This window comes from Baaleninema simplex PCC 7105 (genome assembly GCF_000332355.1).
In the GTDB taxonomy this organism is placed as follows: domain Bacteria; phylum Cyanobacteriota; class Cyanobacteriia; order Cyanobacteriales; family Geitlerinemataceae; genus Baaleninema; species Baaleninema simplex.
Map to the genome: position 1 here is coordinate 736729 of NZ_KB235958.1, position 13020 is coordinate 749748.

Consider the following 13020-nt stretch of genomic DNA (forward strand, 5'->3'; position numbering starts at 1 on the left):
TTTCTTCAATCGGCGTTGCAGCAATCTCAGCTTGCGGTGCAGATTGTTGAAAAAGCGAGGCCGCTTGACCTGTTCTCCATCAGACGTTGAAAGAAAGTACTCCAGTCCAACGTCAATCCCTACTGGATGTCCATGAGGGGCTACAGCAGGAAGATCGACGTCAGCCTGAAGGCTAAGCATGACAAAGTACCCGGATGCCTTGCGAACAATTCGAGCTTGCTTAACCTGGAATAAATCAGGAATTTTCCGCGACCACCGAACCCGAACCCATCCCAACTGAGGCAACTTAATCCCTTTGTCAGACACACAGTTTTTGAGCATCTGGGGGAAGACAAAGCTTCGCATCCGGTTGGTTTTTTTGAACCGTGGAAGACCCGAACGCTTTAACCGCCACGACTCCCAGGAGGCTTCCAATTTTCGGATGACTTGTTGAAGAACCTGAGCGTTGACAGTCTTCAATCGGGGGTATTCAGCTTTGGCCGCAGTTAGCGACTTGCACTGCCGCGCATAGCTGGGAAATAGTGCATCCGCAGGCCAGATAAATTCCTGCCGAATCGAACACGCATTTACGGGCGACTTTCGGGAATTTAGCCAATCCTTACGTTCCCGCAGAGCAAAATTCCAGACATTGCGGCACACATCCAAAATGTGTTCGATGTCTGAAACCTGCTCCGCCGTTGGCTCTAGCTTGAATTCCCACGTCATGTTTAGCATGAAACTATCTTAGCTTAGAAAATAAATATTTGTTTCCTAGGCTTAAGTGAACTACTCCCTCCCGTCGCTTCACCACCCCCCAAGCCCTCGGCTATGGGCGGAGCACTGCGACGGATCTTGGTAGATTAGAAAACGATGTATTCTTCTGGTGAATTCCGAAAAAAGATTTTCTTGAAGATTGAAAGTATATTGTACACTTGACATCCTCACCACCGAAGGAAGGACTACGATCGCCCAAACCTCATGATTTAGGTTCCTGCTTTGCAGCACTTCCGCTAGATCCCTTCCCCCAGAACCCCGGCATCTCCAAGATGCCGAGGATCTCAACCTCGTCCCCACCTCATCCCTACCTCACACCGCGATGTAACGTTTTATAAACACCGTCTCGAACCGGAAGCCGAACCCGCACAATACAAAAGGTTCAGCCCGACAACACCCAAGTTACGATGCACTTACTGATTCCCGCCGCCGGTTCGGGGCGTCGCATGGGGAGCGATCGCAATAAACTTCTCCTTCCCCTTCTCAACAAACCCGTCATCGCCTGGACGCTCGAAGCCGCCGACGCTTCGAGCCAAATCGAATGGATTGGCTTGCTCTGTCAACCTCACGACTGGGACGACTTCAAAACTATCCTCAGTCAACTGTCGCTGAGCAAACCCGTGCGTTTTATCCAAGGGGGCGACACGCGACAACAATCGGTGTACAACGGCTTGCAAGCCCTCCCCGACGACGCCACCCACGTTTTAATTCACGACGGGGCGAGATGTTTGGCGACACCACAACTGTTCGATCGCACTTGCGACGCCTTGAAAACCTGCGCCGGACTCATCGCCGCAATTCCCGTCAAAGATACGATTAAAGTCGTAGACGAGGCGATGACGATTTGCGACACGCCCGATCGCAACAACCTTTGGGCGGCGCAAACCCCCCAAGCCTTCGACGTCAAACTCCTCAAACAATGTCACGATCGCGGCCGTCGCGAAGGCTGGGAAGTCACCGACGACGCAGCCCTTTTCGAGAAATGCGGCTTGTCTGTGAAAATCGTCGAAGGAGAAGAAACCAACCTGAAAGTCACTACCCCCATCGATCTCACCATCGCCGAATTTATCTTGCACCATCGGTAATTCGAGGGGTCTCAATTCGCGATCGCTTGAGATCGCCTTACATTAAACTAGAAGACTAGACCATCCCATCCATAACAACCGAGAACCCATAGCAAACCCCTTAACCCTGCCATGCCACGGACACAACGCAACGATAACTTCATCGACAAATCCTTCACAGTGATGGCAGACATCATCTTGAAGATTTTGCCGACCAAACAGTCCTCGAAAGAAGCCTTCGCCTACTACCGCGACGGAATGTCCGCTCAAGCCGACGGCGAATATGCCGAGGCGATGGAAAACTACCTCGAAGCCCTCAAACTCGAAGAAGATCCCAACGATCGCAGCTATATCCTTTACAATATCGGCCTGATCCACACCAGTAACGGCGAACACGAGAAAGCCTTAGAAAAATACTTTGAGGCTGTCGAACTCAATCCCCGGATGCCCCAAGCCTTCAACAACATCGCCGTCATTTACCACTTTCGCGGCGATCGGGAAAAAGCTGCCGGGAACGCCGACGAAGCCGAAGAGTGGTTCGACAAAGCCGCCAGCTACTGGAAAGAAGCCGTACGTCTGGCACCGAACAACTACATCGAAGCCCAAAACTGGATGAAGACCACCGGACGCGGTTCGATTGACGGATTTTAAAGGAGTTTCAAGGAGAACTGATGACCCAGATCGACAAACAGGAAATCCATAAAGTGGCGCATTTGGCGCGTCTGGAAATGACGGAAGCCGAAGAAGAAGAGTTTTCAAACCAAGTGAGCGAACTGCTCGACTATGTAGAGCAACTGCAAGAACTCGACACGGACAACGTGCAGCCCACGGCTCATATTATGGACATGAGAAACATCGCGCGAGCGGACAAACACGCTAGTTATCCCCATCGCGACGATTTGCTCGACAGTGCGCCGGAACAAGAAGGTGAATTTTTCAAGGTTCCTAAAATTTTGTAAACTTCTGCCACGCGTAGGTTATCGGTTTTTGGCGTCTGAGACATTTCAATTTCAGTTCGTCGATTTTTAACCATACAATTGACTTTATGTCAAGTTTCGTTCTGGCGATCGCCACGGCGAAATATTGTCATAAACGCACTATATCCCTGAAATTTTATAGATTTCGGGGTTTTTTGTGGGCGATCGAAAAATGGATGACGGTTGAAGAAGTGACAACGGGGTGGCGATCGCTCGAAACGTGCGATCGCGGCTCTGACAGAACTGTGTACGTTGGTAACAAAGTTAAGCCTATATCCCAGTTGTCACGGGTGACCTGTATACAAAAATCTCTCTGCTACGCTAAATGTAGAATTGATGGATCCGATCTACCCTACCAATAGTGTATGTACCTCGTTTATGCCTCAGTTTTCTCTAGATCTGAAAAGCGATCGCCCCCAAACTCCAATTTTAGGCGATCGGGTTTTCCCGCGAGGCTGACACGATAGAAAGACGGACGATTGAGAAGCGTTTTTAGAGATGGCTTTCCATTTCAGAAAAATCGATCTACAATCAAATTAATATATTCCATCGTGCTTTGTGTATTTTGTTTTCACAAAGTTTCTTTGCAAGAATATTTTCAAAAATTAATTTTAAATCACACCAGCTACCAAGCTTAAAAGTAGGTTAAAGTTGTCGATCTTAAGCTTTTACTTCCAAAATTCGTGTATTTCCTCCTATCGATCGCGATCTCGAACTGAATAAGGTTCGACCGATCCGGTCGCCGAGACAAATGAATTCAATGCGTTTATTTTATGTCCTTTCAATCTCAGATCGTCATTCCTAAAAAGGTTATTCGTTCGAGAGATCGCTGCCAAAGTTCGCGTTTAGAATTTCCGAGCTTCTAGATTCGATCGGAGTCAAAAAATTGTTTTAAAAATCAATTTTCCCAGAAACTCCTGCACCCAAAACTGACTATGCGTTGGCTTACATCCCCCACCTCAACTCGATGGAAACCTCCTTTCCGGTTTGTCATCGTCGTCCCCTTCGTCTTACAAATTTGTGCCGCCGTAAGTTTGGTTGGATGGTTATCGTTTCGTAACGGACAGCGTGCCGTCAAAGATCTCGTCGTGCAGCTAGAAGAAGAAGTCAACACGCGGGTCAAAGAACGACTCAACGCCTATCTCGCCGTTCCCCACGCCATCAATCGAAGCAACGCCAACGCCTTAGATCTCGGACAACTCGATCCCGACGACCTGCAATCGATGGAACGATACTTTTGGCGACAGATGCAAACCTTCGATCGCCAAGTCAGCTATATCCAATTTGCGCGGGCTGACGGCGAATTTGTCGGAATCGAACTCAACGACGACGGCACGCTAAACTACCAAATTACCGAAAACAGCGGAGAGCTACGCAACTATTCCATCGACGAAAACGGCGATCGCGATCGACTCCTAGCCGCCGCCCCCAACTACGATCCTCGCCGACGCCCGTGGTATCGCACCCCGTACCAAGCCCAAAAACCCACCTGGACGTCCGTATACGCTTGGATTCATCCTCCCACCCTCGCCACCTCTCTCGGAGAACCCTATTACGACCCAAGCGGTGAATTTCGCGGCATTTTAGCCATCGACTGGAGCATCGAACAACTCAGCGGCTTTCTACGAACCCTCAAAATCGGCAAATCGGGCAAAGTCTTTATCGTCGATCGCAGCGGAAAGCTCGTCGCCAGTTCCGCCAACATCCCACCGTTCGAGCTGTCCGACGGACAACCCCAACGCCTGCGAGCGAGCGAATTCGACGATCCCCTCATTCGCCAAACCGCCCGTTATCTCATCCAAACTTACAGCGACTGGGAACGAGTCCCGAAAGCCCGAGCGCTAGACTGGAAACTCGAAGGCGATCGCTACTTCGCCCAAGTCTTGCCCTTTACCGACAAAGCCGCCGCCGGACTCGACTGGGCGATCGTCGTCGTCGTCCCCGAAGCCGACTTCATGGCTCAGATCGACGCCAACACCCGCACCACCATCGCCCTGTGCGTTGCTGCCCTTCTCGTCGCCACAGGATTGGGCATTTGGACGGCCAGTCGGATTACCCGTCCTCTCGAACGTCTCAGCCAAGCCAGCAGCGACGTGGCTCGAGGAGAATTCGAGCGACGAGTTCACGAAAACGGCATCCGCGAGCTTCAAAAACTCTCCGATTCCTTCAACCAAATGGCCGCCCAACTCCAAAGTTCCTTTGCAACCCTCGAGGAAACGAACCGCCATCTCGAAGAGCGCGTCGAAGAACGCACGCAACAGTTCCAAGCTGCCAAAGAAGCCGCCGAAGCTGCCAACCAAGCCAAAAGCGAGTTTCTCGCCAACATGAGTCACGAACTGCGAACGCCTCTCAACGGCATTCTCGGCTACGCCCAAATCCTACAGCGCAGCTCAGATCTCAACCAACACCGACAGGGCGTCGAGATCGTTCACCAATGCGGTTCGCACCTACTGACGTTAATTAACGACGTTCTCGACTTATCCAAAATCGAAGCTCGAAAAATGGAGTTGTACGAGAACGAATTTCACTTTCCGGCCTTTCTAACGGGAGTAGCTGAAATCTGCCAAATTCGCGCCACCCAAAAAGGACTGGGCTTTACCTACCGGTGCATTTCTCAACTTCCCGAAGTCGTCCGAACCGACGAAAAGCGATTGCGACAAGTCCTCATCAACCTGCTGGGAAATGCCGTCAAATACACCAAACAGGGAGCCGTGAGCTTCCGAGTCGGCGTAATCGGCCATCTCGAAGCCACCGATACCCGTTCCGACATCGCTGGCGAAGCGTCGGTCAAAGTGCGGTTCGAGATCGAGGATACCGGAATCGGCATCAGCGACGAACAACGCGAGAAAATTTTCCATCCGTTCGAGCAAGTGGGAGAAGCGGCCCAGATGTCCGAAGGAACGGGATTGGGGCTGGCGATCGCTCAAAAAATCGTCGCCATGATGGGAGGACAAATCCAAGTTCGCAGCATCTTAGGACACGGCAGCACCTTTTTGTTCGATTTAGTCTTACCGATCGCGCGAGACTGGGCGAACGTCGCGGCCGCCCGTCACGATAAAGTCGAAGGATACCAAGGGCCCAGAAAGACCGTTCTTCTCATCGACGACAAATGGGAAAACCGCTCGGTGGTGGCTCAGTTGCTGAAACCTCTCGGGTTCGAGGTTATCGAAGCACGAGACGGACAAGAAGGAATCGAGTTAGCCGAGCGTCACCAACCCGATTTAATTATCACCGACTTGGTCATGCCTCGACTCGACGGGTTCGAGGCGATCCGACGCTTGCGTCAAAAGCCGGAGTTCCAGCAAACACCGATTATTACCTCCTCCGCCAGCGTTTTTGAAATCGACAAGTCCCGCAGCCAAGAGGCTGGAGGCGACGACTTCCTCCCCAAACCCGTCCAGGTCGAAGAGTTGTTCGATTTGCTGCAACTGCATCTTCAGATCGATTGGCAGTACGCCGAAACACCGCCAGCGATCGCGTCCCAACCCACAGAATCGGCGATCGCTTCAAACGGAAAACATCCGATCGGTCCGCCGCAAGACGTGTTAGAAGAGTTGTTACATATGGCCAAGCGAGGTCATCTCAAAGGCATTAAAGAACGCGCCCGACAGCTCGCCGCCGAAGACGAACAATACAATCCCTTCTCGCAAAAAGTTTCCCAACTCGTCAAGGGGTTTCACGAACGAGCGATTTTAGACCTCTTACACCACTATCAACAGTTAACAGTCGATCGTTGAAATCGCCAGTCACCCATGAGGACCGTTAACCAATTTGCCCCATCTCAACATCACCCCATCTCACCATCACCTCTCAATCCCCCAATAATGCTAAGGTTGTGCCAGGTCGTTGGTTTCAATTTTGGCTGCGTTATGAATCAACTTAAATTTCTCATCGTTGCGATTCCGAGCTTTGTGGGAAGCTTCATCGCCATCGATTTTCTGTACTACCTGTACAAAACCCTCAATCCTCACCCCACACCTCAATCTCACCACAACCCTCTGGTTCAGGAAGCGGTTCTGTTGTGTCAGCGTTTGGTCGAGGCCGAACGGGAGGCGTTTCAGGCGTATCTGAAATCGCCCGACGTGGATACCCTCAAACAGTGGAAAGAGCGCATCGTTCAACTGCGTCAACTGTACGCCAAAGCCGATATGCGCTATCAACGCCGCATCGCCAAGTTTGCGTAATCGCACGGGGCTTCTCCGTCGGAGCGTTGCTGACAAATTCTTAACGGAAGCGATCGATTCAGCAAAAAACCCCGGAATCTCGAAAATCCCGGGGTTTTCAACGTCACGAGCCGCCTTTAAAGACGTTGGAAAATTCGAGGTTTGACGAAGGCTTTGAGTAAATATCCCAGGGAACGCCATTCACCCGGCGCGTTTTGGCGTTCCCACTGTCCCGGTTGACAAAACAGCAGTTCGACGAGTTGTCGGTGTTGTGGCGTCGAGAGGGGAGCGAAGGAAATTTCGAGAACCGTTGCGTCATCTTGGGTGACGCAGCGATCGATCGCTCCTGAGAGTTTTAGGTTATCTTCGATGAAATCGATCGCGATCGCCGACCCGAAAATCTCGGCATTTCCGAGTCCGTCAACCTTCACCGTCGCCCCAACTTCCGAAAGTTCGAGGGTTTCTCCCGCCACGGCCACATCGCCCCAATTCAACATCACCCACCGCCGCAGGGAAAAACGGGGGTAGCTGTCGGGGTTAGGGGGATCGATAAAACTCAGAATCGCCAAACCCATGATAAAGAGGTTGTAGAGTCCCCAAATCAGTCCCAGTTTGGCACTGTTGAGGCTGCTGGTGAGGTCGTTGGCGAACAAATTTCCATCGATGGTTGTCGAAAGTTGGGACAGTTGGACGAGGGCGACGAGGTTGTGTCCCCACCCGATAACGGTGAGTCCGAACACGACGATTAACGGGAGCGCCAGACGCCAGTTAAACACGAAGCGATCGCTCGAAATGCCTTTTGGCGTGACTTTGAACCCTTGAGAAAAAGGACCGATTAAGGTTTGTACGATCGACAGGGAAATGGGAAAACAGGTGACGAGGCCGTAGACACCGGAAATCAACGCCGATCGCGATCGATAGTTCAACCACCCATAGGTCGCCAACGTGACGATATAGTAGGGCAGAAAGTACGCCAACCAGTCTTCAGGAAGGGTTTTCACCGGGAGAATCCCCAAGAAATAGTACGCCAGGGGAACCAACAGAAAAAAGACCTGCCACAAACTGCTAAACCACTGCAAAATCCCCTCTAAATGGGCGATGCGCTGCCGTAGCGTCAACCCCGGAACCGTCAAGGGATTGTGGGAAACGAAGAACGATTGCAAGGTTCCCCGTACCCACCGCTGGCGTTGGGCGATATGTCCCGAAATCGTTTCGGCGGCGAGTCCCGCACTGAGGTTTTCGTCGAGATAGATAGTACGCCACCCGTGTGATGATAGGCGAATTCCGGTGAAATAGTCTTCGCCGAGGGTTCCGGTGACGAAGTTTCCGATTTCCGCCAAAGCTTGACGGCGGGCGACGAACGCACTTCCGTAACATAGGGAGCTGTCCGCCCCATCTCGTAGTTTTTGGTAGTGACGGGAGAACACTTCGACTTCGTGGGGAAAGATGCCTTCTAGTCCCAAATTTCGGGAGACGAGATCGTGGTTATAAAAGCATTGGTGCGTTTGTACCATGCCGATGTCGGACTCTTGGAAAAAGCCCACAGTTTTGAGAAGAAAGTCGCGAGTTGGAACGAAGTCGGCGTCGAAAACGAGAACGAGTTCGCTGTCCGTTTTGTCGAGGGCGTGGTTGAGGTTTCCGGCTTTGGCGTGGCGGTTATCGGGGCGCGTTAGGTATTCGCATCCCAGTTCTTTGGTGAGTTTTTCGATCTGAGAACGTCGGGTGTCGTCGAGAAGATAAACGGTTTTATTGGGGTAGTCGATGGCTTGGCATCCAATAATCGTTCGTTTTAAAATTTCTGTGGGTTCGTCGTAGCTAGGAATCAAAATATCGACGCTCGGCTGATATTTTCCCATGACGACGTTAGGAGCGAGTTTTAGAACGTCTTGGCGGCGATCGCGTTCTCTCAGCATTAAAAACAGTTGCACGCCGTAGCTAGCCAGAATCCAAAACTCCGCTCCCAACAGGGCGATGCTCAAAATCGTTGAAACGGGCGTTTCGAGGTTGAGGGTAAAGAGCGATCGCCAGAGAATATACCGCAGCATTAACGAGAGCGTCAGGGCGATCGCGACGACTTTCGACCAGGTTTGTGGGGTCGGCGATCGCTTCATCGTGACCAGGGCGATCGTAAGGCTCACACCCGTTACTAGAAAAGTATTTTCCCCAGGGTGACGCATTGCTTGACTCGGGGCGAGTTTCGAGGCGAACCAGGCGGAAATGTCTTGTAGCGACTGGATTGCCAAACAGCGATCGATCGCGTAAATTGCACCAAAAGTTCCCAACCCGAGAAGCAACCATAACAGCCATGATTTTCGGCTAATTTTGGGGAACGTATTTTGAGAGTTTTTAAAGGTTGAAATCACGATCGTAGCGTCTTGTAAAAATTAAACAGAGCGATTCGACCGCAGCGCAGTAGCTGAGGTGAAAACGTCTATTTGTGTGATTTTTAATTTTTGTAAAGCAGTCTAACCGTCATTGTAACGAAAATCGAAAATTTGGGAGAAAAGATTTACAGAGGGAAGATACAGTCTAACGAAGCGAGCAGTGAGGACAGTTGGCAATTTTTTTCTTTCAGAAGTTGTGCATTTACACCATTTGTAGAGTGGGCAATGCCCGCCGACCTCTCCATTTAGTGTAGTTTCGGTTAAACTGCGTACTTTTTCTGTCTTGTCTCATTACGCCACCCGTCAAGCATTGGATTGGCTGAGGTGGCGTCGATAAGTGGATCCTCCCTAGGGGCATTGCATACAGCATTCCTACGGAAAATCTTTTACTGCAAGCAGCGAACAGTGGTAGTGGTGACGTGGCCGGAAAATGCCGGTCAGGTGAACGTGGTCTTCCCGCGTCACACACGACCGTTACTGTCGATCTAAAAACTGTCGAACTTCCTCCGCCGTCGGTTGAGCGGCGATCGCACCGGGTTTCGTCGCCGTCAATCCCCCCACCGCACTGGCATACTCCACCATTTCTCGTACCGTCTCCGCATCCTGCAACGTCTCAACCCCCCGCAAACAGAGTTGATGGACGAATCCCGCCGCGAAGCCGTCTCCCGCTCCCGTAGTATCCTGCGCCTGCACCGAAAACGCCGGAATATCCCCAGAAACCTCGCCGAAACAGTAGGAACAGCCACGACTGCCTCGCGTCACCAACACCCCGCTAACCTGGGGCAGATGTTGCGCCACCGCCGCCGCATCCGGCGTCTCGAACAACCATTGAGCTTCGTCGTCCGAGAGTTTGAGGAAATCCACCGTTTCCACGATCGCTCGAATTTTCGCCTTCGCCGCCGCCGCATCCTGCCAAAATACCGGACGCCAGTTCACGTCGATGAGAACCCGAATCCCGTATTGTTGCGCCAGTTCCCGCGCCCTTGCGATCGCCACCTCGCTGTCGGGATAGGCCATTTCCAGCGTTCCCATCACCAGAAAATCCGCCGACTCGAAGAGAGATTCCGGTAACGCCTCAGCTTGTAGGTGCGTGTCCGCGAACTCGCGGGTATCGAACTCCCCAAACCCCGCAAATTCGCGATCGCCGTCCGTCGTCCGCACCACGTAGACCTGTCGCGTCGGTGCTGTGGGGTGTCGTTGAATTCCCGTGCGCTCGACCCCCACCTCTTCTAACAATGTCACCAAGCGATCGCCCGGTTCGTCTTCCCCGATACATCCGACGAAACCCGCCGAAGTCCCCAGTTTCACCAACGCACAGGCGACGTTCGCCGGAGCGCCACCGGGGTACGGCGTCCAAGATTCTACCGCTTCGTAAGGTTTGCCGATTTGGTCGGCCAAACAATCGAAGAGGATTTCACCGAGACAGAGAACGCGGGGTAGAGACATAGATGTAGGGGGCGTGACTTGAAACATAGGGTGTAAATCCTTAGATTGATAAATCGTCACGCACCGCCAATGTACTGAAAAATGTTGACTGTTGTCAGGTCAATGAAATGTTACCGCGTCACGCGCTGCCCCGGAAGCTCCCCCTCTCCCCTTCTCCCCTTCTCCCCCTCTCCCCTTCTCCCCTTCTCCCCCTCTCCCCCTCTCCCCTTCTCCCTCTCTCCCCCTCTCCCGTGCTAACCTTATAAGGTTGTCAAATTTCAATCTCGCACATCCAGCGTTTCGGGTGTTTCCCAACGCACTTCGGGAGAAAGTCCCGAGCGGAAATCAAACACTGGATGGAGGATGAACCCGAAAAAGGAGAAAAGAATACATGGCAGTCGTGACTTTGGCTCAATTGCTGGAGTCCGGAGTTCACTTCGGACACCAGACGCGACGTTGGAATCCCCGGATGTCGCAGTACATCTTCACCGATCGCAACGGCGTCCACATCATCGACTTGGTGCAAACCGCCCAGTTGCTCGAAGATGCTTACGATTATCTGCGGACTGCGGCCGAAGCGGGTAAAAAAGTCCTGTTCGTCGGCACCAAGCGTCAAGCCGCCGCACTCATCGCTCAAGAAGCCTCTCGCTGCGGGGCGTACTACGTCAACCAACGCTGGTTGGGGGGAATGCTCACCAACTGGACGACGATTAAAACCCGCGTCGAGCGACTCAAAGAACTCGAAAACCTCGAAGAATCGGGCAATCTCGACCTTCGCCCTAAAAAAGAAGGGGCAATGCTGCGTCGGGAACTGTTCAAACTGCGGAAGTACCTCGGTGGAATTAAGGGAATGCGTAAGGTTCCCGACATCGTGGTTCTCGTAGACCAACGCCGCGAGTACACGGCAGTTCAAGAATGCCACAAGCTCGATATTCCCATCGTGTCGCTGTTGGATACGAACTGCGACCCGGACGCTGTGGACGTTCCCATTCCCGCTAACGACGATGCGATCCGATCGATTAAGCTAATATTGGGCAAACTTGCCGATGCGATTTACGAAGGTCGTCACGGCCAGCTCGATACTTTGTCTGAGGACGACTACGACGATTACGGCGTCGAGGACTTTGAGGACGAAGAGGAAGAAGAAGCTCAAGTTGATGTGTCGGATGAGAGTTCTGAGGATGCAGATGTGTCTGATGAGAGTTCTGAGGATGCAGATGTGTCTGATGAGAGTTCTGAGGATGCAGATGTGTCTGATGAGGGTTCCGACGACACTGACTCTGATGACAGCACATCTGAGGAAGAATAGCGAGCGATCGCAGTTCTGCATACACTAGAGGAACGGAAGCAACAATGGCGCAAATCTCAGCAAAAGATGTAAAGGAACTGCGCGAAAAAACTGGCGCAGGCATGATGGATTGCAAGAAAGCACTCCAAGAAAGCAATGGCGACATGACCAAAGCCATGGAGTGGTTGAGACAGAAAGGCATTGCTTCGGCGAACACGAAAGAAGGTCGCGTTGCTGCTGAAGGTCTGGTGGGCAGCTACATTCACACTGGCGGCCGCGTCGGGGTTCTGGTGGAAGTCAACTGTGAAACGGACTTCGTGGCTCGTCGCGAGGAGTTCCAAGATTTGGTTCGCAACGTGGCGATGCAGGTTGCTGCTTGCCCGAACGTGGAATACGTAAAGGTTGAGGATATTCCGGCGGATTTCGTCGCGAAAGAGAAGGAAGTGGAAATGGGTCGTGAAGACCTGGCCAGCAAACCGGAAAACATTCGCGAGAAGATCGTGGACGGCCGGATTGCTAAACGCTTGAAAGAGCTGGCTCTGTTGGAACAGCCCTACATCCGCGACCAAAACATCACGGTTGACGAGTTGGTGAAACAAACGGTGGCACAGTTGGGTGAAAACATCCAGGTGCGTCGTTTTGTCCGCTTCGTTCTCGGTGAAGGCATTGAGAAAGAAGAGTGTAACTTTGCTGAAGAAGTCGCTAAGGCTGGCGGTAAAGCGTAAGTCGTTTTACGAGCTATGAATTCTTCTGAAACTTAGGTTTTAATTAGGTTTTAAAATTTAGGTTTTTGAAGAAAAATATGGGAGTAAACTTAGGTTTGCTCCCGTGTTTTTTTATAGACTTATTTCTCATTTTTTATACTCCATCCTTTTCCGATCGGCTAGGTTTCAAGAAGTTTTCACCACATCCCCCCTTAGCCCCCTATCCCCCCTTAGCCCCCTATCCCCCCTTCGCCCCCCCCTT

The 13020-nt window shown here is 51.9% G+C and carries 10 protein-coding genes; 7 read left to right on the forward strand and 3 right to left on the reverse strand.

Going from position 1 to position 13020, the window contains the following annotated elements; all coding sequences use genetic code 11:
• A partial coding sequence (locus tag GEI7105_RS0105195) for an RNA-guided endonuclease InsQ/TnpB family protein (protein ID WP_017659429.1) occupies window positions 1-714 on the reverse strand: 714 nt, incomplete at its 3' end.
• 446 nt (window positions 715-1160) lie between these two features.
• On the opposite strand from GEI7105_RS0105195, the gene ispD reads away from it, so the two are divergent.
• The 5 genes from ispD (at window position 1161) to GEI7105_RS0105225 (ending at window position 6978) form a co-directional block, all read left to right on the forward strand.
• Complete coding sequence (gene ispD, locus GEI7105_RS0105200) at window positions 1161-1838, forward strand: 2-C-methyl-D-erythritol 4-phosphate cytidylyltransferase (protein WP_017659430.1); 678 nt, start codon at window positions 1161-1163, stop codon at window positions 1836-1838.
• A 111-nt stretch (window positions 1839-1949) separates the two neighbouring features.
• Window positions 1950-2468 carry a photosystem I assembly protein Ycf3 gene (locus GEI7105_RS0105205; RefSeq protein ID WP_017659431.1) on the forward strand — a complete coding sequence of 173 codons (519 nt, stop codon included), beginning with the start codon at window positions 1950-1952 and terminating at the stop codon, window positions 2466-2468.
• Between the two features lie 20 nt (window positions 2469-2488).
• Window positions 2489-2776 (forward strand): Asp-tRNA(Asn)/Glu-tRNA(Gln) amidotransferase subunit GatC, encoded by a 288-nt coding sequence (gene gatC / locus GEI7105_RS0105210; RefSeq protein ID WP_017659432.1) that lies wholly within the window; start codon window positions 2489-2491, stop codon window positions 2774-2776.
• Window positions 2777-3729: 953 nt separating this feature from the next.
• Window positions 3730-6531: a hybrid sensor histidine kinase/response regulator gene (locus tag GEI7105_RS0105220; protein WP_017659433.1), complete on the forward strand. Its 2802-nt coding sequence runs from the start codon at window positions 3730-3732 to the stop codon at window positions 6529-6531.
• A gap of 132 nt (window positions 6532-6663) precedes the next feature.
• On the forward strand, window positions 6664-6978 hold the full coding sequence (locus GEI7105_RS0105225; protein ID WP_017659434.1) for a hypothetical protein: 315 nt from the start codon (window positions 6664-6666) through the stop codon (window positions 6976-6978).
• Window positions 6979-7094: 116 nt separating this feature from the next.
• Here the strand turns inward: GEI7105_RS0105225 and GEI7105_RS0105230 are convergent, their stop codons facing one another.
• Both GEI7105_RS0105230 and GEI7105_RS0105235 read right to left on the reverse strand, forming a co-directional pair.
• A complete protein-coding gene (locus GEI7105_RS0105230) occupies window positions 7095-9320 on the reverse strand; it encodes a glycosyltransferase family 2 protein (RefSeq protein ID WP_017659435.1) in 2226 nt (741 codons plus the stop codon).
• A gap of 495 nt (window positions 9321-9815) precedes the next feature.
• Window positions 9816-10787, reverse strand: coding sequence for a carbohydrate kinase family protein (locus tag GEI7105_RS0105235; protein WP_026097448.1), 972 nt, complete (start codon window positions 10785-10787; stop codon window positions 9816-9818).
• Window positions 10788-11157: 370 nt separating this feature from the next.
• Between GEI7105_RS0105235 and rpsB the strand changes: the two genes are divergently transcribed.
• Together rpsB and tsf are read left to right on the forward strand one after the other, a co-directional pair.
• Window positions 11158-12075, forward strand: coding sequence for a 30S ribosomal protein S2 (gene rpsB, locus GEI7105_RS0105245; RefSeq protein ID WP_017659437.1), 918 nt, complete (start codon window positions 11158-11160; stop codon window positions 12073-12075).
• Between the two features lie 44 nt (window positions 12076-12119).
• Window positions 12120-12779 carry a translation elongation factor Ts gene (gene tsf / locus GEI7105_RS0105250; RefSeq protein WP_017659438.1) on the forward strand — a complete coding sequence of 220 codons (660 nt, stop codon included), beginning with the start codon at window positions 12120-12122 and terminating at the stop codon, window positions 12777-12779.
• Window positions 12780-13020 lie beyond the last annotated feature (241 nt).